Annotated in this window: 23 protein-coding genes and 4 pseudogenes; 19 read left to right on the forward strand and 8 right to left on the reverse strand. The window is 34.8% G+C overall.

All coding sequences use genetic code 11. From position 1 onward, the window contains the following. Positions 1-4 precede the first annotated feature (4 nt). The 13 genes from ACFZP3_RS07855 (at position 5) to ACFZP3_RS07915 (ending at position 10135) form a co-directional block, all read left to right on the forward strand. Positions 5-1192 (forward strand): hypothetical protein, encoded by a 1188-nt coding sequence (locus ACFZP3_RS07855; RefSeq protein ID WP_265032412.1) that lies wholly within the window; start codon positions 5-7, stop codon positions 1190-1192. A gap of 4 nt (positions 1193-1196) precedes the next feature. Beyond that, positions 1197-1391, forward strand: a complete 195-nt coding sequence (locus ACFZP3_RS07860; RefSeq protein WP_386086907.1) for a hypothetical protein — start codon at positions 1197-1199, stop codon at positions 1389-1391. Further along, positions 1388-2830, forward strand: a complete 1443-nt coding sequence (locus ACFZP3_RS07865; RefSeq protein ID WP_386086906.1) for a hypothetical protein — start codon at positions 1388-1390, stop codon at positions 2828-2830. Before ACFZP3_RS07860 ends, ACFZP3_RS07865 begins: the two co-directional genes overlap by 4 nt. 10 nt (positions 2831-2840) lie before the next feature. Then, complete coding sequence (locus ACFZP3_RS07870; RefSeq protein ID WP_019236467.1) at positions 2841-3401, forward strand: hypothetical protein; 561 nt, start codon at positions 2841-2843, stop codon at positions 3399-3401. Next, positions 3394-4572 (forward strand): phage tail sheath subtilisin-like domain-containing protein, encoded by a 1179-nt coding sequence (locus ACFZP3_RS07875; RefSeq protein WP_386086905.1) that lies wholly within the window; start codon positions 3394-3396, stop codon positions 4570-4572. Before ACFZP3_RS07870 ends, ACFZP3_RS07875 begins: the two co-directional genes overlap by 8 nt. 21 nt (positions 4573-4593) lie before the next feature. Continuing rightward, on the forward strand, positions 4594-5100 hold the full coding sequence (locus ACFZP3_RS07880) for a phage major tail tube protein (protein WP_386086904.1): 507 nt from the start codon (positions 4594-4596) through the stop codon (positions 5098-5100). Positions 5101-5136: 36 nt separating this feature from the next. Continuing rightward, positions 5137-5391 (forward strand): phage tail assembly protein, encoded by a 255-nt coding sequence (locus ACFZP3_RS07885; protein ID WP_386086903.1) that lies wholly within the window; start codon positions 5137-5139, stop codon positions 5389-5391. A 115-nt stretch (positions 5392-5506) separates the two neighbouring features. Continuing rightward, positions 5507-7768 carry a phage tail tape measure protein gene (locus ACFZP3_RS07890; RefSeq protein ID WP_386086902.1) on the forward strand — a complete coding sequence of 754 codons (2262 nt, stop codon included), beginning with the start codon at positions 5507-5509 and terminating at the stop codon, positions 7766-7768. Beyond that, entirely contained in the window at positions 7768-8124 is a 357-nt protein-coding gene (locus ACFZP3_RS07895) for a phage tail protein (protein WP_386086901.1), read from the forward strand. Before ACFZP3_RS07890 ends, ACFZP3_RS07895 begins: the two co-directional genes overlap by 1 nt. After that, positions 8121-8330 (forward strand): tail protein X, encoded by a 210-nt coding sequence (locus ACFZP3_RS07900; RefSeq protein WP_264723594.1) that lies wholly within the window; start codon positions 8121-8123, stop codon positions 8328-8330. The genes ACFZP3_RS07895 and ACFZP3_RS07900 overlap by 4 nt, the downstream gene beginning before the upstream one ends. After that, positions 8331-9266 carry a phage late control D family protein gene (locus tag ACFZP3_RS07905; RefSeq protein WP_386086900.1) on the forward strand — a complete coding sequence of 312 codons (936 nt, stop codon included), beginning with the start codon at positions 8331-8333 and terminating at the stop codon, positions 9264-9266. 52 nt (positions 9267-9318) lie between these two features. Continuing rightward, entirely contained in the window at positions 9319-9849 is a 531-nt protein-coding gene (locus tag ACFZP3_RS07910; RefSeq protein WP_386086899.1) for an ankyrin repeat domain-containing protein, read from the forward strand. 67 nt (positions 9850-9916) lie between these two features. After that, positions 9917-10135, forward strand: a complete 219-nt coding sequence (locus tag ACFZP3_RS07915; RefSeq protein WP_386086898.1) for a hypothetical protein — start codon at positions 9917-9919, stop codon at positions 10133-10135. Here the strand turns inward: ACFZP3_RS07915 and ACFZP3_RS07920 are convergent. Next, positions 10126-10632 (reverse strand): annotated as a pseudogene (locus ACFZP3_RS07920) (phospholipase D family protein); the annotation flags it as partial. The gene ACFZP3_RS07915 and the pseudogene ACFZP3_RS07920 overlap by 10 nt on opposite strands. Between ACFZP3_RS07920 and ACFZP3_RS07925 the strand changes: the two are divergent. After that, positions 10631-11548, forward strand: a complete 918-nt coding sequence (locus ACFZP3_RS07925) for a patatin-like phospholipase family protein (RefSeq protein WP_386086897.1) — start codon at positions 10631-10633, stop codon at positions 11546-11548. The pseudogene ACFZP3_RS07920 and the gene ACFZP3_RS07925 sit on opposite strands and share 2 nt — an antisense overlap. 92 nt (positions 11549-11640) lie before the next feature. On the opposite strand, the gene ACFZP3_RS07930 is transcribed toward ACFZP3_RS07925, so the two are convergent. The 7 genes from ACFZP3_RS07930 to rnhA all read right to left on the reverse strand — a co-directional run bounded on the left by ACFZP3_RS07930 (position 11641) and on the right by rnhA (position 18978). Then, positions 11641-12534, reverse strand: coding sequence for a helix-turn-helix domain-containing protein (locus tag ACFZP3_RS07930; RefSeq protein WP_386086896.1), 894 nt, complete (start codon positions 12532-12534; stop codon positions 11641-11643). A 49-nt stretch (positions 12535-12583) separates the two neighbouring features. After that, complete coding sequence (locus ACFZP3_RS07935; RefSeq protein ID WP_386086895.1) at positions 12584-13489, reverse strand: helix-turn-helix domain-containing protein; 906 nt, start codon at positions 13487-13489, stop codon at positions 12584-12586. Between the two features lie 79 nt (positions 13490-13568). Next, a complete protein-coding gene (locus tag ACFZP3_RS07940; RefSeq protein WP_253309529.1) occupies positions 13569-14723 on the reverse strand; it encodes a hypothetical protein in 1155 nt (384 codons plus the stop codon). A gap of 106 nt (positions 14724-14829) precedes the next feature. After that, entirely contained in the window at positions 14830-15492 is a 663-nt protein-coding gene (locus ACFZP3_RS07945; RefSeq protein WP_386086894.1) for a RadC family protein, read from the reverse strand. Between the two features lie 164 nt (positions 15493-15656). Beyond that, entirely contained in the window at positions 15657-16586 is a 930-nt protein-coding gene (locus ACFZP3_RS07950) for a helix-turn-helix domain-containing protein (protein WP_386086893.1), read from the reverse strand. A gap of 68 nt (positions 16587-16654) precedes the next feature. Then, positions 16655-18454, reverse strand: coding sequence for a DNA mismatch repair endonuclease MutL (mutL, locus tag ACFZP3_RS07955; RefSeq protein WP_386086892.1), 1800 nt, complete (start codon positions 18452-18454; stop codon positions 16655-16657). Continuing rightward, the gene (gene rnhA / locus ACFZP3_RS07960; protein WP_386087113.1) at positions 18445-18978 is read right to left on the reverse strand and encodes a ribonuclease HI; all 534 of its coding nucleotides are present in this window, start codon (positions 18976-18978) and stop codon (positions 18445-18447) included. The genes mutL and rnhA overlap by 10 nt, the downstream gene beginning before the upstream one ends. Before the next feature lie 415 nt (positions 18979-19393). Between rnhA and ACFZP3_RS07965 the strand changes: the two are divergent. From ACFZP3_RS07965 to ACFZP3_RS07985, 5 genes and pseudogenes are all read left to right on the forward strand, one after another. After that, positions 19394-19639: pseudogene (locus ACFZP3_RS07965) on the forward strand (PD-(D/E)XK nuclease family transposase); the annotation flags it as partial. 359 nt (positions 19640-19998) lie between these two features. Next, positions 19999-20265: a hypothetical protein gene (locus ACFZP3_RS07970; RefSeq protein ID WP_386086891.1), complete on the forward strand. Its 267-nt coding sequence runs from the start codon at positions 19999-20001 to the stop codon at positions 20263-20265. 8 nt (positions 20266-20273) lie between these two features. Then, positions 20274-21536, forward strand: a pseudogene (gene ltrA, locus ACFZP3_RS07975) (group II intron reverse transcriptase/maturase); the annotation flags it as partial. A 204-nt stretch (positions 21537-21740) separates the two neighbouring features. Then, positions 21741-22463 (forward strand): annotated as a pseudogene (locus ACFZP3_RS07980) (Rpn family recombination-promoting nuclease/putative transposase). Positions 22464-22734: 271 nt separating this feature from the next. Beyond that, the gene (locus ACFZP3_RS07985; RefSeq protein ID WP_386086890.1) at positions 22735-24174 is read left to right on the forward strand and encodes a cytoplasmic incompatibility factor CifA; all 1440 of its coding nucleotides are present in this window, start codon (positions 22735-22737) and stop codon (positions 24172-24174) included. The last annotated feature ends 8 nt before the right edge of the window (positions 24175-24182 follow it).

The following is a 24182-nucleotide window of genomic DNA, read 5'->3' on the forward strand; positions in this document are numbered from 1 at the left end:
CCAAATGTTAACAGCTAACAATCAGGGAAAATTAAAGGGAAAGGTGAAAGTACCAGCAAATATTCCAGCCGGTACTAAATTAGTGCAATTTTACGGGGATAAAGGAAGTTATGGAGAAGCAACTTATACTGGTAAAAAAACAATTACCATAGAGGAAAGAAGAAGAGTTATCGCAGCAAGAAGAGTTGATCCTTTAGCACAAACATTTACTTTAAATGAGAGCAGACACATAGGGGGTCTAGATTTATGGTTCACAAATAGCGGCAAAAAACGTGTTGTTGTGCAGATTAGAGAAACAGCAGTGGGAATGCCCTCGCAGACTGTCATTGCTGAAAGTTATATTGAGCCAAAAGATATAAAGATAGATGGCACAGCAACACGTATAGAGTGGTTACCAGTGTTTTGCCATGCAGGACAAGAGTATGCAATAGTGCTACTCACTGATGATGCAGATACTGCAGTAAAAATAGCAGAGCTTGGCAAATATGATACAGTAAATATTCGTTGGGTAACAAGTCAACCATATCAAGTAGGAGTATTACTTTCATCAAGCAATGCAAGTACCTGGACTCCACATCAGAACTTAGATTTAACGTTTCGGCTTTTGGCTGCAAAATTTAGCGAAGTTTCTCACATTATTGATCTTGGCAAGGTTACTGCAAATAACGTATCAGATTTAATTGTTTTGACGAACGTCGAAAAAGTAGCATTTGATACCAATGTGGAATTTATTTTAACAGATGAAGAAGGAAAAGAAAATTTTTTGTCTGATAATTTGCCGCTCGCACTGCGTGAAAGAATAAATGGGGAATTAACGGTAAAAGCAAGCCTAAAAGGAGGGCGAGAAAAAAGTCCAGTTCTTTATCCTGGGTTACAGCTAGTTATGGGTAATATAGGGGAAAAAGGAGATTATGTTACAAGAAGCATTACAGCAGGAGCTAACACTAAGATTACCATAACATATGATGCGCTAATACCTGGCACTGCAGACGTAAAAGCATATGTGCAGAAAAGCGTCAAAGAATGGCAGCTAGTAAATTTAACCTCGGGAAAACCAATAGGGGAAAATTGGGTAGAGAGAACTCATGTGCTAACAAACTTTAATGGTAATGAGACAAGGATAAAATTAGTTTTAAGTGGAACAGTTGTCTATCGTCCTAAAGTCAAAAATTTGCGAGTGATTATTACTTAAATCAATGCCAAATGACCAAAGCAAACGAGGATATACACTACTACATCCAGAAAATATTGCTGTGCAGGATGTTGTTCGTATCCGTACCACAATTGAGAAAATAGATGAAGATATTACCGAAAGAGAAGATGAGCATAATCAACTTAAGAGTAATTTTGAGCGGTTTAATTTTGAGACTTTTTTGAATTTTTGGGAATGAAAGAAGCAATAGAAGCGTTACATAAAAGGATAAAGGATTTAGCAGTAAGTAGCACAGCTGATCAACTGGCATATCTTGCAAAATCGCTGGAATTGATAGCAGATAAAAAAGCTATTTCCAACGTTGTGCAGATGACTGAAGTAAAAGGAATAATTGATGCACTACAAAAAAGACTTAAGGATTTAGCAGAAAACAGTACACCAGATCAATTAGCATATCTTGCTAAAGCATTGGAATCAATAGTCGACAAAAGTGCAGTTTCTGAAATTGTACAGATGACTGATGGTAAGCTAAAAGAACTTCTTGATAGTGCAAAAAAACACTTAACTGATCTGGATAATAAAAAAGCTAGTTCTTTAGCAGTGATCTCTGAATCAGAGAAGCAATTATTAAAGAGAATTGATGAAAAAGGAACAACAAATTTATCGCTACTTGATACGAGAAAGAATGCCAATATTGCAGCAATAAATAGCATTAGTAATAGTCATAAAGATGGTCTTAAAGGTTTAGTAGAAGATTTTCGTGCTGTTAATAATGTACCATCTGGCTCATCAATTATTGGGGAAATAGAAACTCGTGATAACCAATTAAAAACATCCCTGATAAATGAGGTAAAAACTCGGGATGAACAGTTAAAAGCGTCTCTTATAAATGAAATAAGAAAGCGCAACATGGTTGAACCAGGGTCATTACCTTTCTTATTTGGTGTACTTGGCAGAAAAAATAATTATTTTGGCCACGGAACTTTTACGACAGAGCTTGGAAAGTGGAGTAGTGATATAACAAAAACTGACTATATGTTACAACTACTAGCAGGTAGCCATACGTACAATACAGATTACGTTAGTTTTTATCGGCCAAGACAACTAAGTTTTATAGAGGGAAGTAAAGGAACATTTATTTACGGAGAGTTATGCACAAAAAGTTTTTCGGGTAGTTATGATGAGATATACTATTACCCGTATGCTGCACTTGGAGTAGTATTTGTAAAAAATACAACCAATGTGAACATAAATAAGACAATGGAATTTGTTGGATCATCGTATTCGAGTACGGAGTATGGGGGAGCAGGATTATTTGTGGGAACTCCTGATAACACTAATTCTAATAAATCAAGTATTTCAAAAATAGTATGGAAAAATGTTTACCAATACACGAGTTCTGATAGCAAGTTAGCCGGATCTGGTAATGTGGAGATTCCAGCAGGAAAAACAGTTGCAATATTACTTTACACATCATCTTATCTGTATTCCAGAACACAAGTTAGTCAAGGTATGCTTGCATCAAATTATGTACACAACTATGGTCAATTTATTCAGTGGGGGATTTATAACATACGTAGCAATTTTCTCACCACAGGGCTTGAGGTAGATGTGGAAAGGACGCTCAGGGGTTGGCAATGTCCAGGGTTAGAACGAACTGATCAAATATGGCAATGAGGAGGAATTTGTGACTATTTATATACGTTTTGAAAACCACAAGCAGATTGAAACAACAACACTTGAAAACAAGCCAACTGGAAATGATTGGTATGAAGCACCAAAGAATTTTGACTGGCAAAAAAGTTATTGTTTAACAGAAGGAGAGAAAATTGTTGAAAGGAATAAGGAAGATATTGAGCTGGAATTATTGGAAAATGCGAAACTTTCTGCACTTGATAGTGTGCGTTTTTATTTTAATAACTATACTAACGAATACGCTGGAAATTCTCACCAAAAAGCTAAATCGTATCAAATACAAGAAAAAGCCGCAAAAAGCATTCTAGCAGCACCAGAGTCTATAAGTAAAAAGGATACAGAAATTATAGAACCTTTAGCAAAAGTCCGTGGTATTACAGTTATTGAAATGGCAAGAATAATTGAAGAAAAAGCAAAAAAAGCAGTAAAAGAAATAATTAAATGTGAAGAGTTGGAAGACATTACCAAGAAAAAAATTGCAGAAGCCAAAAGTAAAAATGAGCTAGAGAACTTACTAAACGATTTTAAACAAAAGATACAAAGAAATGGCTGAAGAATTTTTACACGGAGTAAATGTTATTGAGGTAACCTCAGGAGCAAAGACAGTACGTACAGCTAAATCATCAGTGATAGGCGTAATTGGTACTGCTCCGGAAGCGAACGTGGAAGAATTTCCGCTAAATAAACCAGTGTTAATTGCAGGAAGCTTAAAAGAAGCAGCAAGACTTGGAAAGAGTGGCAGTTTACCTTCTGCAACAAACGGAATATTTTCCCAGATTGGTGCAACAGTAGTAGTTATTCGAGTTAAAGAAAGTGAAAACAGCGATTCAAAGCTCAAAGAAAGTGAAACTATCCAAAATATAATTGGCGGTGTTGATAAAGAGACTGGAGAGTATCAAGGGATAGAGGCATTCCTCAGTAGTGAAAGCATAGTTCATATTGCTCCAAGAATATTAATTGCACCTCAGTTTACTCATCAGTTACCTGAAATAGATGGAGTAAATCCAGTAGTGAGTGCTTTAATTTCCATAGCAGAAAAATTAAGAGCAATTATTGTTGCAGATGGACCAAATACTAATGATGAAGAAGCAATAAAATGGAGAAAAAGTGTAGGCAGCTCAAGAGTTTACGTAGTTGACCCTTGGGTTAAGGTATTTATTGAAGAAGAAATCTTGCCAGCAAGTCCATTTGTAGCAGGTTTAATAGCTAAAATAGACAGCGAGCAAGGATTTTGGCACTCACCTTCAAATAAAGAGATAAATGGTATTGTTGGCACAAGCAGGCCTATTGATTTTACGCTCGGTAATACAAATTGTAGAGCAAACCATTTAAATGAAAATGAAGTAACAACGATAATTCATCAAAATGGCTACAGGCTTTGGGGAAATAGGACATGTTCAAATGACTCAAAATGGGCTTTTTTGTCAGTGAGAAGGACTGCAGATTTAATCAACGATAGTCTACTTCGAGCTCATCTATGGGCAGTTGATCGCAATATTACCAAAACTTATATAGATGATGTGATTGAGGGGGTGAATTCCTATCTGGCAAGTTTAAAAGCACAAGGGGCGATTATTAGCGGAAAATGTTATGCAACTCCAGAACTCAACACACCGGCAAACATTGCAAGCGGGAAAGTGTATTTTGACTTCGAGTTTACACCACCATATCCAGCAGAACAGATTACTTTCAGGTCACATCTTGTGAGTGGTACAATATTATAAAAATGGGAGAAAGAGGAAAAAATGTTACCGAAGATTTTAAAGAATTTTAACGTATTCGTAGATGGTCGAGGTTATGCAGGGAAAATTGATGAAATAACCTTGCCAAAACTTACCATAAAAACAGATGAATATAGAGCTGGTGGTATGGATATTCCAATAAATATTGATATGGGAATGGAAAAGCTTGAAGCAGATTTCACTTTTTCTGAATACGATACAGAACTCTTTAAGCTATTTGGTCTAATAAATGGGAATTCAGTTTCTTTGACACTCAGAGGTGGAATGCAAGGGAGTGGTAGTAATGATATTGAAGCAGTAATAATCAATTTAAGAGGCATTTTTAAAGAGTTTGATTTTGGTAACTGGAAACCTGCTGAAAAAGCAACGCTGAAGTGTACTGTAGCTGCTCATTACTATAAACTTACTATAGGTGGTAATGAACTGATAGAGATCGATGCTGAAAATATGATTAGAAAGATAAATGGTGTTGATCAAATGGCCTTGCTGCAAACGGTTTTAGGAATATGAAAACTTATTTGAAATTTTATTTTTTTAGAGGAAAATATGAAAACAATTACACTTAGTGAATCAATAACAGTTGATAGTATCTCTGTCTCAGAGTTATCGATGCGTGAACCTAAAGTAAGAGATTTACTTGCTATAGAACGCATAGAAGGCGAAGCTTTGAAAGAGGTAGCTTTAATTGCTAATCTAGCATCTGTGCCAAAAGAAGCAGTTGAAGATTTATGTATTAAAGATTATGTAGAAATACAAAAGGTGCTAAAAGATTTTTTGTCGCCGCTGAAACAGAGAACTTAAAGTATAATGTATTACTACTCAGTTCTATTTCAGGAAGTGGAATTGAGCAGATTACTAATATGGATGTAAATGAATTTTTATCCTGGATAGAAATAAGTAAAGGAGTGGCAAAAAAATGTCAATGCTTTCAATAAAGATCGGTGCAACATTAGATGGCAGTTTTAATAGTGCAATGAAAGGTAGTGCAGCAAAGCTTTCTAAGTTGGGTGATAGTATAAAGCAGCTTGATTCGTCAATGAAATCAGTCTCCAAATTTAAGCAATTAAATCATGATGCTCTTGAAGCCATGAAGAATTGGAAGGAAGCGGAGAAGAAAGCAAAAGAATCAGCTACAGCAATCGCTAAAGAGAAGAAGGAAAAAAAAGAACCAAGCAAAGCACTGAGAAATGAATTCGAAAAATTGAAAGCATCGGCATCAAAGGCAAAAGAGGCTTATATTAAAAAGAGAGATGCACTTCACACATTAAATGAAGAAATAAGGAAAAGTGGAAAGGATATTAAATCTTTAGTGAGGGATCAAACTAAACTTGGTTCATCTATTGAAGTACTCAAAGGGAAATACAATAAATTAGGATCTGTAATACAAAAACAGCAAAATGCTTTGGCAAAAAAAGCGCATTATAGATCACAAGTAATGGAGACTATAGGACTAGGGCTTTCACTTGCAGCGCCAATTAAAGTTGCGATTGACTTTGAGAGTGCCATGGCTGACGTTAGGAAAGTAGTAGAATTTAATGGTGATAATGAAGCTAATATATTTACTCGAAAATTGAAGAAATTATCCCGTGAAATACCATTATCGGCTGCAGAGTTAGCAAAAATAGCTGCAAGTGGTGGTCAGCTTGGTATCGACAAAGATAAGCTACTTGAATTTACCACAACAGTAGCTAAAATGGCCACAGCATTTGACATGTCTGCCGAACAAGCTGGTGATTCCATAGCTAAACTCGCTAACATTTATGGAATTGCAGTAGAGAAGATGGAAGGAGTTGGTGATGTTATAAATTACCTATCAGATAACACTGCTGCCAAAGCAAAAGATATGGTTGAAGCTCTAGCAATAGTTGGTGGTACTGCAAAACAGTTTGGTCTTGATATTAAGGAAACAAGTAGTTTAGTAAATGCCTTCATTAGTTTAGGTAAACAACCAGCAAAAGCAGCAACTGCAATAAACGCTCTACTTAGTAAACTTCAGACTGCTGAAGGACAGGGAAAAGAGTTCAGAGCAGCATTGGAATCCATAGGAATAACTGCAGAAGAGATGTCACAAAAAGTTGCTCAAAACGGTCAAGAAGCATTACTCTACTTTTTTAAAACTTTAGAGAAAATAGATAAACAGGAACGTTCGCAAATTCTTCTCAACCTCTTCGGTCAAGAATATCAAGATGATATTGCATTGATAGTTGGGAGTTTGGAAGAATATAAAAAAGCAATAGGTTTTGTGACTGATAAAGAAAAGTATAATAAATCTATGCAAAAGGAATTTAATAACCGTGCAAGTACTACAGCAAATAATTTGCAGCTACTTAAAAATACAATAGCAGAGCTAGGAATGAACTTAGGGTCAGTTATGCTACCTCCTTTAAATTGGATAAGTAAGATTTTGAGGTCAATATCTACAGTTATAGCTTGGTTCGCAGAGAAGTGTCCAATTTTAACTACAGGAGTTATGAGCATAATTTCAGCTCTTATTATTGGCAAGATTGCAGTGGTAGGTTTTGGTTATGCATTTGCATTGGCTGGAGGTGGAATATTAACTTTTAAGGCTATTTTGCAGGGAACACTTTTACCAGTATTAACTTCGTTATCAGCGCGAGTAATTCCAGCAGTAATCATGGGACTGAAAGCTTTAACGCTAACCAATCCTATAGGAGCTGCTGTTGCTGGACTATCAGTTGGTGCAGCGCTTGTAATCGCTAATTGGCAAAAGGTAAAGGACTTTTTCTCAAGTATCTGGAAATCAATTACAAAACCTATAGAAAATTGGATTGGTATAGGAAAATTGTTTAATGATAATCCAATAAAAGCATTAGAGAACCCAGTAGAAGCAAAAATAGGCAGCACAACTAGTGAAAACAATGTTTTTAGTAAAGAAAATCCTTTATTAAATAATAATGCTTTTAGTGGAATTTCGAATAGTAGAACGAATATTGAAAGTGTGATTACAGAAAAAAGTGCTATGGAAGATAATTCAGAGAAAGTTTTAAAAGACTGTGAAAAGTGTGAACAAAAAATTTTCAATCAAACTTTTACATTTAATATAAGTATAAAAGCAGAACCTAACCAAGACGTACGTAGTCTTGCCGATGCAGTGATAAAAAGAATAAGAGAAAAATCGCGAGACGTTCTATTTGATTCAATAGAACCAATTTATTAATGCTATCACTTGGTCAACATAAGCTTTCTCCAACAAGTGTAAGGTATAGTAAAGAAAATCGTTGGGGTACAATTGAGTGCATTGGTAAAATACCTTCATTACAAAATATTGGTCAAGGTGCAGAAAATGTAGACTTAGAAGGAGTAATTTATTTCCATAATCTGAATGATTTAAATCAATTAAAAAGTATGAAAGAAACTGAGAAAAATCATGAACCAAGTATCTTAGTAGACAATTTAGGGAATGTTTTGGGAAGATTTGTTATTGTGCGGTTAGAAGAAAAGCAAACGTCGTATTTTCCCTGTGGATTACCAAAAAAGGTTGAATTTAGCTTAAGTTTAAGGAGTTATGTATGACAGTACATTATATAACCCGAGAAAATGAAATGTTAGATTACATATGTTTTAAGCACTATGGATATAGCTCTGGAGCAGTAGAAATAGTATTGGAGGCTAATCCTGGTCTTGCAGAGTATGGAAGTTTTTTGCCTACAGGATTAAAGATCAAGTTACCTACAATACAAAAGCAATTAAAAAAATCGAAGTTAAAAGTGTGGGAATAAATGAAACCTGAATTTAGCATTGAAGGAATAAAAGATCATGTAATATCGGTGCATCTTACTGATGAATCTGGTACTATAGATGATGTCGCAGAGGTATGCGTTGATTATGGCAATGAAAATGTAGAAGTTCCAAATGAATTGAACATAGCACTAGGTTATAAGGAAACTGGAATCTTTCCAATGGGTATATATACAGTCAACGAAGTTACGATACAAGGTCCACCTAAGACTCTACTAATCAAAGCTCATGCAACAAATTTAAGAATATCTTTAAAAGCAAAGGTATCAAAAGAATGGCATCAAATTACCATAGAAAACTTAGTGAAAGAAATAGCTCAAAAACATGGATATGGACATAAAGTTGCTGAGGAATTTAAGAATGTATTGATACCCCATATTAATCAGGCAGATGAAAGTGATATAAGTCTGTTAACAAAGATCGCAACAGAGCGTGAAGCAATGGCAAAATTAGCTGGTGGGTATATATTGTTTATTTCAAAGAATATGGCAAAATCAGCCACAGGAAAAGCTTTAGGAACAACGACTATTAGACCTCAAGACACAATTAATTGGAAAGTGCATTTTACCGTACGTGATAAGTATAATTCAGTAGTAGCAAAATGGCACAGCTATGAAAAGGGCGAAACTATTAAAGAAACAGTTGGTAGTAGCGAGCCAAGTTATATTATGCTGGAACTTTACTCTAATGCAGAGTCAGCGCTGAGTGCAGCAAATGCCAAGTTGAAACAATTGAAGCGTAACAATGAAACTTTAGATATAACTATGCCTGGTAATCCAGAGTTATTTGCAGAAGCTAAACTTAATCTTATAGGTTTTAATCAAGCGGTAGATGGTAAATGGATAGTTAATAGAGCGGAACATACTTTAAATAGCTCGGGCTACCTTACTATGTTATCAGCATCTTTGAGTAAGTAACGTTAAGGAAAAATAAGTATATAGTCTATTCAATGTAAAGAAACTACTGAATATGAGTCAACTGAAATGTAATGAAAAGGAAAAAATACATTTTGTATGGTTTATAATATTAATGGTATGTGTTGTTATTACTTATTGCTACCAAAGATCTAAAGCTGCAGATAATTATAACAAAACATTACAAGTGGCTACTAATAATTGCAACTTAGAAATAGTAAAACTTTTAGTAAAAGACATGGCTCCAAACTTGAGTGGAACAACGTTACATTTTGCAGCAAGAAAAGGATGTTTAGACATTATCAGATTTTTAATAGAAGAGGAAAAAGTAAATATAAACGCACTTGATAGAAATGCATTTAAAAGAATAGCTTTACATCACGCTGCAGGTGAAGGACACCTAGAAGTTATTAAGTTTTTATTAGACAAAGGTGCAGACCCTACCATTAGAGACACAGATGGGAAAAACCCAAGAGATGTAGCTGTACTAAGATCAAGGCACAATAAAGATAAACCTTACAGAGAAATAATAAAGCTACTTGCAGAAGCAGAGGATCAATACGAATCAACAAAAAGTAATCACTAAAGCTATAAGTTTTCTATGATCTGTATATAAACTTCCAAAACTATTCATAATAGATTAATACTTTCACATGAAAAAGCAAAAAGTTCCAATTACAGTAATTATCACGTTATTAATCCAAACCGTAGCAATCATATGGTGGTTATCCAAGTTAGACTCAAGGGTACAATTTCACGATAAACTTATTGAATATGGTTTAATGGAAAAAGTGTTAGTACTTGAGGAAAGGGTGAAAAATCTTTCTGAGGAATTAGATGAATTCAAAGATAACTTAAAGTCTGGTGTATAATGCTTAGACTGCGATTGGCGATTTTTCCAATTTTTGACGTATTGTTCAACTAGTGGAGAATCTCCTGTTATGATCAGTAGGTTTTCAGCATTTCTTTGCTGAGCTGCATCTGAAAAGTTAAATGATCCAGTTATGACTTTTTGATTATCAATAATAATTACCTTGCTATGAGCAATAGCAGGTTTAAAGTCAATCCATATCGGGATTTTGTGCTCAAATAATTCGTTAATTACACTATGTTTTGAACTAGTTTGTGATTCATCTAGAATAACCTTAATATCAACACCACGTTCCTTAGCTTCGATTAGCGACTTTGCAATAGATTTAGAAGTAAATGAATATGCTTGAACCAATACAGACCCTTTAGCATGCTCTACGGAATCAATTATTAGATTGGTGCAATTTTCTCTAGGAGTGAAACATACAGTAGTACTTGGACAAGAAACACAACCTGATAAAAGAGAACAAGTTAATAAAATCAATAAATATCTAAACATGACTAAATATATCCTTTCAGTAGATGGCGGAGGCATAAGAGGCATCATACCAGCCATTATACTAGCAGAAATAGAAAAGAGGGCAAGGAAACCGATAGCTGAAATCTTTGATTTAGTGGCAGGAACCTCAACCGGTGGAATTGTTGTAGCGGGATTATGTAGAAAAGATGAACGAGGAAATCCCCAATATTCAGCCAATGATTTAGTTGAGCTTTACCAAGAGTACGGAGCATATATTTTTAAGTCTTCATTTTTTAGGAGATCAATATTATCTTGGTTTAACTGCGCACAATACCCACATAAAAATATTGAATCTGTACTGGATAAATATTTTGGAGAGGATATTCTAAAAAACACATTAAGTAAGGTACTGATAACAAGTTATGATATTCACAATAATCGTCCATTTTTCTTTAAAAGCTGGAAAGAAGGTAATATTAAGCTGAAAGATGCACTCAGAGCTGCAACGGCTGCACCTACTTATTTCATGCCAAAACATCTCAAAATTAACCAGATAAAAAGAGTATTAGTGGATGGTGGGGTGTTTGCCAATAATCCAGCGGCTTGTGCATATGCAAGTGGTAAGAGGTTATTTCCAAATGATGATATTCTACTGTTATCAATAGGTACTGGAAGAAGAGATAGAAGCATAGCTAATTCAAGGAGATTTGGAAAAATAAGCTGGATAAAACCACTACTACATGTGATGTTTGCCTCAAGTTTAGATGCAGTAAACTATCAACTTAATCAAGTTATAGCTGATAAATATATACGTATACAATCGCAACTAAAAATAGCATCACCTGACATGGATAATATTACATCAAAAAATATCAAATCTCTTCAGCAAGAAGCAAATGCAATGATAGAGGAAAATCAAAAAGTAGTCGATAAATTCTGTGATGTTTTATCTTGATACGTAGAAATGCCAAAAAAATTCTGCAGAGCTAAATAAGGGTTTAGAATAGATAATATATTAACCATTTTTACTTATATCTTAAACACAATTCAATTTTCACACTCATCGGCAGTTAGGCCACTTGCTCGCACAATAATATCAATAGCAACACCTTCCTTTGCTAGATTTTTTGCAACCTTGATCCTTTCTGTTTTTTTAACTTTTTCCTTGCCACTTTTCATATCTTCAGATAGAGATTTGACTAATGATTCTTGTTCTCCGTACTCATCCATTAAACTCAATAGCTTTTTGCTTTCTCTTGTTTTAGGTAGCAGAACTTTAATATTCACTGATAATGCATCTGATATTTCATATAATTTATCAAATGTTATAGCAGTATACCCTCTTTCATAGTCGTGTATTTCCTTGAGTGTTAAACCAACTTTATCCGCCAAATCTTTTTGAGTGTATCTCCTTATCAATCTCCATTCTCTTATTCTTTGCCCTACTCTGTAGTATATAGAATCAGTGCAGACTTCTTTCTCTGTATTATCATACTCGTAAATAGATAAGCCGGTTGCTTGGGAAATTATGTCAACTGAAACTCCTTCTTTAACTAGATTTTTTGCTACTTCTAATCTTGCCTCCTCTTGATTGATTTTCTCGCTAATATGAACAAACCTGATTAATGAAGGTACTATTTTGCCTAACTTTTGATTCTCGTATATTTTCGTTAGATAGAGTATTTCCTCGTCTTCATAGCTGTCTTCCCTTACTATTACTGGTTCAGGTAATAAATCTACAACGTCAACTGATAATACTCTTGCTATTATATATAGTACTTCAATTGGAATAGGAATATACCCATCTTCATAGCTGTTTATTTCTTGGTATGTTAAACCTATTTGACTTGCTAATCCTATTTGAGTATGCCCTCGCATTAACCTACAATTTTCTATTCTTTGCCCTATTCCGTAACTAACATTGCTTGCAGAAACAAACATTTATCCTCCATTTAAGAAAAAAACTTTATTGCTATAATTTTTTTACGAGCTATCCATCTAAAACCATATCAATAGATAAACCTACCGCTTGCAAAATAGTATCAATAGAAATTCCCCCTTTTACTAGATCCTTTGCAACTTTAATCCTTTCTATCTCTCTCACTTTCCCCTCACAAATACGTATCCCTTCAAACAAAGATTTTATTAGTGCATGACGTAGTTCTTGGCTCTCAATTTCTTTGTATTCTTTAATCAAATTCGGTAGCTCATTTTCCACTTTACTACCTTCATCTTCCTCTGTTAGTAGATCTGTAATACTAATCGATAATGTTTCTGCTATCTCATATAATTTTCCCAGTGGAGTAGCTACGCGTCCTTGTTCATAGTTGCTTATTTCGTCACGTGTTGTACTCATTTTCTCCGCTAAATCCTTTTGAGTATACTCTCTCACTAGTCTCCATTCCTTTATCTTTTTGCCTATTTGGTAGTAGATAGAACCAACTTTTTCTTCAACACATTCATCAGCAGAGAGACCAATTGTTTTCGAAACAACGTCAACAGAAACTCCTGCTTTAACCAGACTCTTTGCAATTTTTATTTTTTCCGATTTTCTACTACTTTTCTCACTAACTTGGACAAATTTGGTTAGCAAACAAAACATCTTACGTAACTCCTGATCGTTAATCTTTTTATATTCTCTTACTAGATTTAATATTTCTTCTTCATCTTCAAGACAGCTTTTTGATACAGGAATAAGATCCGTAATACTGATTGATAGTGCCTCAGTTATAGAATACAACCTTTCAATTGGAACTCTACGATTCCCTTTCTCATATTGCAATATCACCCAGTATTTTACACAAATTTTCTCTGCTAAATCTTTCTGAGTGTACCCTCGCTCTAACCTCCAGCTTTTTAATTTTTCTCCCACTTTATAATCTAGACTTTTTTCCACAAAAAGAACCTTGCATATAATATTTTCTATTATAGCTCAAAGGCTCCAGATATAATAGCCAGACTCTGGAACCTTTAAATTAAAGTGCCCTACAAGTTTCTTTACTATTTTCACGTACTTTGTCTGCCCATGAAAACAATTTTTCACTTGGGCTATCAACCTCCTTCATAAGCTGCTTGCTATTCCATATGCCACACCTCATAAAACTTCCCTTTTCTACTGCTTCTTTAAGTTTTACTCCAGCAAAAAGACAATTTTTTCCTATTTCTTCTCCTCTTTGTTGTAGTTCAGCCCACATTTCCTTGTTTTCTACTCTGACTTGTACTTGATCATATTTTTTTACATCGTGGTACAATATAATATTTAGCTTACCAATGCTTGTAGGAAATTCTAACATGATAGAGCTGCCATCTGAAATATCGGTATAGTTTCTTATACCTCCCTTCTCACTTTTAACTTCAACTGCATCATTACCAATTTTTAAGATATTACTTCCTAACTTTCTGTTTGCTTCCAGTATTTTGGCTACCTCTACCTTACTATTCCCAGAAAATTCTATATACGATGTTGTATTATCTATCTCAACATCTATTAATTCTCCTTCTTGCACAGCATTTTCGCCAGCTTCCTCTAGCTCTTCTAGTTGCTTATCTATCTGTGGCTGAACTTCTGGCTGTAGCTCATTATAGATTTCACCTATCAGTTTATTCTGCAGTAGAGTATCATGAAACTCTGCACCACTTAGCATTAATTTACGTATTAGCTTTTTACGATCAGCCTTATCAAATTTATGAAAATGTGTGCCCAGTATCACATATTCCGCGAAGCTCCATTCTCCATCATTACATGCATTTAGCCTTGCTCCAGAAGCTAGTACTTTGTCTATAACTTTGTGCAATTCATTTACGTTTTTTGCCTCTACTATAGAACTCTTAAACCAGCTCAGCTTCTCTGTATTTGGCTTTATTTTTTGCAAAGCTGAGGCAAATGGATTTTTATCTTCTTGATCACTTACAGGTTTTGTGCCATATATATAATCAAGTCCTTTTCCATAGTTGATTTTGTTTTCACGAACGTTTCTGCTAGGGAAAGGCATTGTATCTTCCAGTTTTATCTCCTTCTGGCTATTAATTTTACTCACAAATTTAGACTGCTCTATATCAACGCTCTCAAGAGCACCAAATATTTTCTTGTGATTAACATTAGTCTTTTTATTCTGATCTTTACTAGTCATATAAACCTCATATTAAAAATACTTTTTAAGTGTACAATAAACTTTGTTATTATACATTATATTACTCATTATAAATTAATATGAGTAGATTTGCAAATACTTTCTGCTATAACAATCCGTTTTCTCTAAAGCTAAAATAACCCCCACTTGTAATGATAATATGATCAAATAATCTAACGCTTACAGTACTACATGCTGCTGCTAAGCTCTTTGTTACTTCTTGATCTTCTTCTGAAGGTTCTAAACTTCCCCCAGGGTGGTTGTGTGACATTATTACTAATGTTGCATTCTTTATTAATGCTTTTCTTGTAATTTCCTTTATGTATACTGGTGCTTTTTCCATTTCACCAATATAGGATTCTTCTCCAATTAGTTGACGCCTTTTATTCAAGTACAGTATTTTTACACATTCCCTTTCTGAGTGGCCTATACTTACGTTTAAGTACTCTACTAGCCCTTGTAAGTCCATTATTGGCTCACTTTTGAGCTTTTCTCTCAGTACCCTTTCTAGTGTTTCCTTAACACACATAATCATTGCTACTGCAGAATCAGTTACTCCTTCTATAACTTTCAGGTTATCCATTTCTCTACCTAAAATCCTTCCTACTCCTGCATAAGTATTCACCAGATTTTTAGCAATTTCTTGAGCTTGCGGCCTTTCATGTACTGCACTTAAAAATGTTTCCATTATTTCACGATCAAGTAGTGCTTTGCCTTTGCTTTCTAATATTCTGAATTCTATTTCTTCTTTATTCTTATTATTATTCATATAATTTACCCTTCACTAACAACAAACTTTTTTTTAATATTTACTGCTTTATCAGCATTGGCATAGAGCCATAGCTTCCGAGTGAAGTCAAATCAATTTTTCAATCTTTTTTACTTATTTTTTCATCAAAAAGTAAAGATATTAATAGATACTGATTTTTTATTTTAAATTTGTTGAATTTCGTCTAAAGAGATGCCTACTGTTTTTAAAATAATATTGATAGAAATTCCTTCCTTAACTAAATCCTTTACAATTTTCATCTTTTCTGCTCTTTTCACTTTCTCTTCGCAAATTTGTATGCTTTCAAACAGAGATTTCATTAGTGCATAACGTAGTTCTTGGCTTTCAATTTTTTTGTATTCTTCAATTAAATTAGGTACCACTTTATCATCTGCATCCTCTGTTAGTTCAAGTAGGTCCATGATATTAATCGATAACGCCTTTGCTATCTCATATAATCTTCCCAGTGGAACAGCAGTTCTTCCTTGTTCATAGTTGCTTATTTCATCACGTGTTGTACTCATTTTCTTTGCTAAATCCTTCTGAGTATATTCCCGCACTAGTCTCCATTCTTTTATCTTCTTTCCTATTTTGCAGTATATAGAACCTATTTTTTCTTCAACACATTCATCAGCAGAGAGGCCAATTGCTTGTGAAACAATATCAACAGAAATCCCTGCTTTAACCAGGCCCTTTGCAATTTTTACTTTCTCTGCTTTTTTACTACTTTTCTCACCAACTCGGGTAAATTTTGTTAGCAAGTAAAACACCTTCCGCAACTCTTGATCATTAATCGTTTTATATTTTCTTACTAGATTTAATATTTCCTCTCCCTTATCTTCAAAACAGATTTTTTCATTTGATACAGGAATAAGATCCGTAATATTAATTGATAATACCTTTGCTATAGCGCACAACTTTTCAATCGAAATTTTTCGTGTTCCTTTTTCATATTGTAGTACTATTTGATACGTTACACTGATTTTTTTTGCTAAATCTTTTTGAGTATACCCCTTTGCTATCCTACAACTTCTTACTTTCTGTCCTACTACTTTATAATATAAAAAATTAGAGTAATTATTCTCTTTTTTCACATTTTATACTCCATAACCAGAAGAGCTGTTACGTATGCTTAATTGAGAACCTTTTTGACAAACTGAACTCATCTCCTTTCAAACAATTTTTCTATATCACTTAGTTTCATTTCTATATAAGTTGGTCTTTCATGACCAGAATATGGAGTTTTCTCAATTTGTCTTAGTATCTCATTCATCTCTTCCAATTTCATTTTTCTTCCTGCTCCATGGCAAGCGATTGTGGCTGATATTTTATTCACCTTATCCTCTATTGGCAACGTATCTTCCATTTCCGTTAACTTATCTACTATATCAACTAGCATCTCTTTTATATCTATTGTTCCTAAGATTGCAGGTATTTCTTTCACCCTTACTTTATCTTCTGATTCTATTTCAATACCAAAACCCATTTCAAAAAGCTCATCTTTATAAGTTTCAATCATCCCCATTCCAGCTTGGTTTTTGATTTTAACTGTTTCAGGAAGAAGAAGTTTCTGTCTTTTTATGCTTGATTTTTGCTTTAAGCACTCGTATATCAATCTTTCATGAGCTGCGTGCTGATCTACTATAATTAATTTGCCTTTAGCCTCAGCAATAATGTAAGTACTGTGGACCTGACAGCGTGCATATCCTAGAGGGTGATCCTCTATCAAATCAATTTGCTCCCTTTCTAGAACCATCGCTCCCTTTTGGGGTGGAGATTCTCCATACTTAAACGTTTCTGGTAAGCTTTGCCTTCTTTCATCTGGTGCATTGAATTCTTTCATTAGACGATTTTCTAAAAGACTTGGTCTCTTTTCATAAAACTCTTTTTGATTCTTTTTCTCTTTACTATCAACCTGCTCTTGGCTTTTACTATCATTAAAAATTAGCTCCTCTTCAATACCTTGACCACTTGCTGCAAACCTCGTTGATAATGCTTTTATTATCCCTCTTCTCACTATTTCATATATTAGCCTTTTATTCTGAAATCTTACTTCCGATTTATTTGGATGCACATTTACATCTACTTGATCGTATGGTATCTCTAAGTGCAGCACTGCAAAAGGATACCTCCCACTTAGAATAAAATCTTGATACGCATATCTAATTGCACCAATAAGTAGATTATCTTTTATTGGCCTTCCATTAACAAACGTATAGATCTGAGTTGAATTGCCACGACTAATAGTTGGTTTACAGATGTGTCCCGTAAGTTTGATGCCATCTTCTTCCTCTTTAACTTCCAGCGAATTGCTCTGAAATTCTTCTTCTGTTTCACATAATCTGTTAAATAATGAAGTTTGCTTAACATATTTTAAGAGCTTTTTATTACCGGAAGTGAGAGTAAACCCAATACTATAGTTAATCATTGCTAAGTTATTTACAATGTCAACAATGCTTTGTGTTTCTGCCCTCTCGGTTTTTAGAAATTTTAATCTATTTGGAGTGGCAAAAAATAAGTCACGAACTTCAATATATGTACCCTGTAGCAAAGAACAAGGTGTAATCTCTCTTATTTTTTCTCCTCCCTCATACCTTATAGACCATGCTTCCTTTGCTCTACTTGCCTTAGACGATAATTTCATTCTGCTTACTGCTGCAATTGAAGGTAAAGCTTCTCCTCTAAACCCAAGGTGCTTGATCTCTATTAACTCACTATCGCTTAATTTTGAAGTAGCGTAGCGCATAAACGCAAGTTCCAAATCTTCCTTTTCTATTCCATTTCCATTATCTGTCACAGTTATAAGATTACGCCCACCACTTTCTATTTTGATCTCTATCTCTGAACTTCCAGCATCTATTGCATTTTCAACTAATTCCTTTACTACACTTGCTGGCCTCTCTATTACCTCTCCCGCTGCTATACGATTTATAGTTTTTGTGTCTAAAAGAATTATTGCCATAATACTCCACCCAATCTATGAAACTTAGAGTTCCCTCTATTTTTTGGTGATTTCTTGACCTCACAATCTCTATATTTTAGCTTTTTAGATTCCTTTCTAGCAAGTCTATCTGCCTCCTCATTGTACATATTACCGTTGTGAGCTCTAACCCACTTCCAATTAATATCATGCTGCAAAGCAACTTCTTCTAGTTCCTGCCATAATTCCCTGTTCTTCACTGGCTTTTTATCGGTTGTCTTCCAACCATTTACCTTCCATTTATTGATCCACTCTGTTATACCTTGCTTAATATAACGACTATCAGTGTGTAAAATAACTTTGCAAGAAACTTTCAACATCTTTAGCCCATTAATCACAGCCTTTAATTCCATTTTGTTATTCGTTGTGTTTTCTTCACCTCCAGAGATGCGTTTTTTGATAAAGACACTTTTATTTTCATACATCACCACGGCTGCCCATCCACCAGGCCCCGGATTTCCAGAACATGCTCCATCTGTATATATTATAACCTTCTTTTTGTCCATATTGACAGGATATAGATTTAACATAAATTTGCTACTGAAATGTTGACATTAAGTTTCAAGATCTTTATCATGTAAAGGTGTGGGAGGCTAATGAACCTGTCCTCACGATGTTAGGTAAATCGTAATTGAGCTTTTAGGCTCGTATTTTTATTAGGAGGTTAGTCTCTCATACCCAAAATAATTGTTTTTAAAGCTCTTTATAGCTCATGAATTCATTTGCTGGGGTTTATAGAGGGAGTTGTAAAAGATGATAAAATATAACATTAAGGTGCGTAATAGCATTCTAGGGTCATTTATGAAGGTAGTTTTTGCCGACTCTTGAAATTTAGCTAACCTTAATAGGCTTTAGCACAAAAACGTTGAATATTTCTTCACAATTGTGTATAATTATTAATGCTTTTTAGGTTAATTCGTCATGGCTCTTTCGAAGTTTCTTGATGCTCGCAATGATTATGCCTTCAAAAGAATATTTGGCACTGAGAAAAACAAAGATATTCTCATTCATTTCTTGAACGATATTTTAGGCTTTACTGGTTTAGCTGCTATTCACGATGTTGAATTCTTAGCTACCATTTTGGATCCTGAAATTGCCGCTAAAAAGCAGAGTATTGTTGATGTTCTTTGTAGAGATGAAAATGGGCTGCAAGTCATAGTCGAAATGGTGCGACCTGAAAGTCTTCGGTCATATTGTTTAAAAGGAGAGGAATTCATTCAGAAAGAAACTGAAAGGATTCTAAAACTTATTAAACCAGATGTTTTGCCATCTGAGTCTACGCATCAGTGCGAATCGGGCAACCGGTTGGTGCCAAGCGATGCGGACAATGAACCTCCTCTTGAAAAAGAAGATGCTCAATCGTGAGAGGGGCATAAACTGCAAGCATCATGTGGTTGGAGGGCTAGGCTTAGTGGTATGGTGAACGTAAGTGAAGCTTTATAAGTACCGATACGATGAAAGAGCTAAAGATGCTGATAAGCTCTGACCAAAAGGTAATGTGGATAAGTTACATTTTTCATTTCTAGATGTACGCAAATAATAACTCCACCGGTATAGAGAAGCCACCTAACCCACTGTTGTATGATAGAAGGAACAGGGTAAGCCTGTATTTTCGCCTACATGGCAAGCAAACCGCAAGGAATGCTGATGGAAGTGCAGGTAAAGGAGAATGGAGAAAGCGAATGCCATTTTGTAACGAAATGGATAGAATTTGTAACATTAATTCTCGTGAAAACGAGCAGACTTCCATTTGGTCCCTCGTGACAAGAAACTTTGTTAACCACTTAAGGTAGGAAAGCAGATGATTACAAGTAAACCTGTAAGTGCATCTACCGAAAGCTTTGAAGCATGGAAGCAATTGCCATGGAAGAAATGCCAGAAAGTTATTGTGAGGCTACAAAGACGTATTGTTAAGGCTGTCCAAGAAGGAAGATGGGGTAAGGTAAAAGCTTTACAACATCTTCTCACACGCTCTTTTAGCGGAAAAGCTTTGGCTGTTAAGAGAGTAACTGAAAACCAAGGAAAAACCACAGCAGGTGTAGATCGTCAACTATGGTCAACTTGCAATGCTAAATTTCAAGGAATAAAGCTTTTAAAACAAAGAGGATATAAACCTTCTCCGCTCAAACGAATTTATATCAGTAAATCTAATGGCAAAAGAAGGCCTCTTGGTATACCCACGATAAAAGATAGAGCGATGCAAGCATTGTATCTGCTCGCGTTGGAACCGGTAGCTGAAACAATCAGTGATCGTCACTCTTACGGCTTTAGACCTAAAAGATCCTGCGCAGACGCTACTGTGGCTTGCCACTTATTACTGGCAAGTCGTAATCAACTACAATGGATACTCGAAGGTGATATCAAAGGTTGTTTTGATAACATTAACCATGAATGGCTCATGAAGCATATTCCTATGGAGAAGAAAATTCTTCATAGATGGTTAAAAGCTGGTTTCCTAGAATCGAAAACTCTGTATCCCACAACTGCTGGCACTCCGCAAGGAAGTATAATTTCTCCAATACTAGCTAACTTTACCTTAGATGGTCTTGAACAGTTATTAGAAAGTCGCTTTGGTAAATTAGGTAGCAAAAGAAGAGGAAAAATCAGAAGTGGAGTGAATGTAATCAGGTACGCAGACGACTTTATTATTTCAGGTTTCACACATGAAGTACTGGAAAATGAAGTTAAGCCTTTAATATCATCTTTTCTTCATGAGCGAGGTTTAATTCTGTCAGAAGAGAAGACAAAGATTACATCTATCACAACAGGGTTTGACTTTCTTGGTTGTAATGTACGTAGATATAATAAGAAGTTAATTATTAAACCTTCGAAAGAAAGTATTAAAAGACTTCTGAATAAAGCACGTACATTGATAAAAGCAAATATAGCGAACACTCAGGCTATAGTAATTAAGTCACTCAATTCTCTACTGAGAGGATGGGGAAATTACTATCACCATGTGTGTGCTAAAAAAGCGTTTAGAAAGATCGACAATGAAATTTGGCATAGTTTATGGAAATGGGCAAAGAAAAGACATCCTCGTAAAGGATTACGTTGGATAAAGAATCGTTACTTCAAAGTAATGGGTCAACGACAATGGGTCTTTGCTGCACCCATATGCAAGAACAAACCAAAAGAGATACGGTATTTAAGACTGCTTAAGCTGATTGATATACTTATCAGACGACATGTTAAAATCAGAGCGGATGCAAATCCCCTTGACTTAAAATGGAAAAAGTATTTTGATGAGAGAGTAAAACGAACAAGAATGTTGGCAAGCTCCTTTTCAAGAGGCTGCGTTTCTAAGGGAGGGAGTAGTAGTAATATTGCTTCCTTACCTGACCAACTCGCTCGTGATAAAGGCTTCGAAAAACGGGCTCAATTATATGCTGCTAAGGCTTACTCAAGGCAGGCTGATAAAGGTGGTAAGTACACTGATTTAAAGAAGGTTTTCTTTATTGCTATTTCCAATTGTAATTTATTTCCTGATAAGCCTGATTATATATCTAGCCATACCATAAGAGATGAAAAAACTAACGAGCATGACTTAAAAGATTTTCAATTTATCTTCATTGAGCTGCCAAAGTTTCCTAAGAACAGAGAAGAGCAGCTAGAAAATGTAGTAGATCGTTGGCTATTTTTCTTTAAATATGCAGAAGAAACAACTGATGAAGATTTAAGGAAAATAGCAGAAAAGTCACCAATAATAAAGCTAGCATAGGAATGAGAAGGATCTAGTGGCTTATGAAGAAAGGGTAATGGATTTAAAAAAAGAAGCTGCTATCTTGGAACAAAAACTCGATGATGCTAAACATGAAGGTAGACTAGAAGGCATCCAAATCGGCCATCAATCGGCCATCAAAAAGGTAAAATTGAAGGTAAAATTGAAGTTGCAAAAAACTTACTGAAAGCTGGCGTATCTGTTAACTTAATAGCTGAGTCTACCGGCCTTTCGATAGATGAAATTGAACAACTCAAGGAAAAAGCCTAAGTATTGCAACTCCCTTAAAGCTCTATCCATTTTTAACTTATTATATTTCTTTATCCACTAGTCTAGAGGCTATATCTAACTCTTCCGCTATTCTCGCTATGGCCTGTTTGATTTTCTCACCAATTCTACGCATCAGTTAAGTGCAAAATAGATGATATTTAAATATAAAAAATGTTTTTCATAAAATTTTTCTTGTCCTTGATAATTTTAGTGTTGCCATTTAATTCTAACTTTTGCATAATGCAGTAAATATTTTTATATAGGGGGTAAAATGCCAATAGAAACAAAGCGTCAAGCTGCAGTACTTAAAAAGCTACAAGATGTTATAAAACATACAGATCCTGAAGCTGCTGGGAGGAAGTTAGCTATTAAAAGGTGGGCGGAGACCTATATAGAGAATATTAAATCTTTTGAGGGTGATAAACTGCAGTTTTTGTACAATATATTCCAAGATGAAAATTGTTGGTCAGGTACAAGACTAAATAATCATGTTCTAGGTCAAAGGTTGACTGAAGAAAAAGTAGAAAAAATAGATAATCCACTTCGCATATATGAAATAGCTTCTAGTTACTGTGTGGTAGATAAAATTCATCCATTCTTCCAAAAAAGATTTGAATCTTACAAAAGTAATTTTTCTTCTGATGAACTTGATGGTAGTGGCAATCCTATAACTGACAAATACATAAGAAATTCACTTTTGAGTGGCATTGGAAGGAAGGGACATGTATTTAATTTCTGGATAGATAAAGAGTCTGGAGAATTGAAGCAACCAAGTAATGCATCAGAAGGTTTTGATAGTGCTGTAAAACTTAAGTGGAGTGAAGGAGTAGAATATTTTTATAAAGAAATTTTAAAAGAAAATCAAGATATGGCAGAGAAGAAGCTTACAGAAACTATTCTTGCTCTGTCTCGCGTTCAATCTGTTGAGAAAGATGCTCCTATTTTAGATTTTTGTGTAAATAAGGTAGCTGACAAAGATACTCTTTTGCAGAAATTATCGCAGAAAGATAAAGGAGTATATTCCCTTTTTGCTGAATTAATAGATTCGTATTTTTTTGATACAGTGCATGATTTAGTACAGTGCTGGTGTTATAAAGGAGTTTCAGAACGTGGAGGCGGAGATCATTCAGAGAAAATATTCTCATATGAAGAATATAAACTTCTTCTTTCCTCACTTTCAAATGTTATGTTGGAAAATCCTGAGTTTAATGCTCAAGCTAGATCTCTTATTATGGAAATGTGGAGATGTGATCGCTTTTATAAACACAAGGAGGCTGCTGTCGATACTTCTAACTTCCAAGTTCCTATAGAAAACGCACTTGCAGGGTTAGTGGTTAATTGGGAACGATCTGGTCGTAAGTCTGATGAAAAAAAAGAAATATTAGAGATAATGTTATTTGCCAAGGATTGCTTTCCTGAAAAGTTTGAGTCCTTCAAAGAAGTTATGATAGAAGACCTTAGATTATGTGGTAGAGAAGGAATGAAAGAAGATATAGACTACGGTAATTTCGCAAAAGAATTGTTTTCTGAGTTAGAAAAAGCAACTTTACCTCCTAGAGATGATGGTTCCGGTGATTATCGAAGACGGTCCATATCCATAGTGGAAGCTGAAGATTCTAGTCTTTCTATTAGACATGATGGTTCTGGTGATGCTCCGAAATCCATTCTTGGAACCCCTGGTGTAAGTGATTTTTCTCGCCGTAGCAAGTAGAAAGGTAT

This window comes from Wolbachia endosymbiont (group A) of Norellia spinipes, assembly GCF_964273535.1.

Excerpts from the sequence above, each read along its gene's own strand:
- ACFZP3_RS07925 (WP_386086897.1), top strand. The coding sequence starts at position 10,631 with ATGACTAAATATATCCTTTCAGTAGATGGCGGAGGCATAAGAGGCATC.
- rnhA (WP_386087113.1), bottom strand. The coding sequence starts at position 18,978 with ATGGACAAAAAGAAGGTTATAATATATACAGATGGAGCATGTTCTGGA.
- ACFZP3_RS07915 (WP_386086898.1), top strand. The coding sequence starts at position 9,917 with ATGAAAAAGCAAAAAGTTCCAATTACAGTAATTATCACGTTATTAATC.
- ACFZP3_RS07890 (WP_386086902.1), top strand. The coding sequence starts at position 5,507 with ATGTCAATGCTTTCAATAAAGATCGGTGCAACATTAGATGGCAGTTTT.
- ACFZP3_RS07895 (WP_386086901.1), top strand. The coding sequence starts at position 7,768 with ATGCTATCACTTGGTCAACATAAGCTTTCTCCAACAAGTGTAAGGTAT.
- ACFZP3_RS07860 (WP_386086907.1), top strand. The coding sequence starts at position 1,197 with ATGCCAAATGACCAAAGCAAACGAGGATATACACTACTACATCCAGAA.
- ACFZP3_RS07885 (WP_386086903.1), top strand. The coding sequence starts at position 5,137 with ATGAAAACAATTACACTTAGTGAATCAATAACAGTTGATAGTATCTCT.
- ACFZP3_RS07855 (WP_265032412.1), top strand. The coding sequence starts at position 5 with ATGTTAACAGCTAACAATCAGGGAAAATTAAAGGGAAAGGTGAAAGTA.
- ACFZP3_RS07865 (WP_386086906.1), top strand. The coding sequence starts at position 1,388 with ATGAAAGAAGCAATAGAAGCGTTACATAAAAGGATAAAGGATTTAGCA.
- ACFZP3_RS07970 (WP_386086891.1), top strand. The coding sequence starts at position 19,999 with ATGTACGCAAATAATAACTCCACCGGTATAGAGAAGCCACCTAACCCA.
- ACFZP3_RS07940 (WP_253309529.1), bottom strand. The coding sequence starts at position 14,723 with ATGACTAGTAAAGATCAGAATAAAAAGACTAATGTTAATCACAAGAAA.
- ACFZP3_RS07900 (WP_264723594.1), top strand. The coding sequence starts at position 8,121 with ATGACAGTACATTATATAACCCGAGAAAATGAAATGTTAGATTACATA.
- ACFZP3_RS07880 (WP_386086904.1), top strand. The coding sequence starts at position 4,594 with ATGTTACCGAAGATTTTAAAGAATTTTAACGTATTCGTAGATGGTCGA.
- mutL (WP_386086892.1), bottom strand. The coding sequence starts at position 18,454 with ATGGCAATAATTCTTTTAGACACAAAAACTATAAATCGTATAGCAGCG.
- ACFZP3_RS07985 (WP_386086890.1), top strand. The coding sequence starts at position 22,735 with ATGCCAATAGAAACAAAGCGTCAAGCTGCAGTACTTAAAAAGCTACAA.
- ACFZP3_RS07930 (WP_386086896.1), bottom strand. The coding sequence starts at position 12,534 with ATGTTTGTTTCTGCAAGCAATGTTAGTTACGGAATAGGGCAAAGAATA.
- ACFZP3_RS07910 (WP_386086899.1), top strand. The coding sequence starts at position 9,319 with ATGAGTCAACTGAAATGTAATGAAAAGGAAAAAATACATTTTGTATGG.
- ACFZP3_RS07905 (WP_386086900.1), top strand. The coding sequence starts at position 8,331 with ATGAAACCTGAATTTAGCATTGAAGGAATAAAAGATCATGTAATATCG.
- ACFZP3_RS07945 (WP_386086894.1), bottom strand. The coding sequence starts at position 15,492 with ATGAATAATAATAAGAATAAAGAAGAAATAGAATTCAGAATATTAGAA.
- ACFZP3_RS07875 (WP_386086905.1), top strand. The coding sequence starts at position 3,394 with ATGGCTGAAGAATTTTTACACGGAGTAAATGTTATTGAGGTAACCTCA.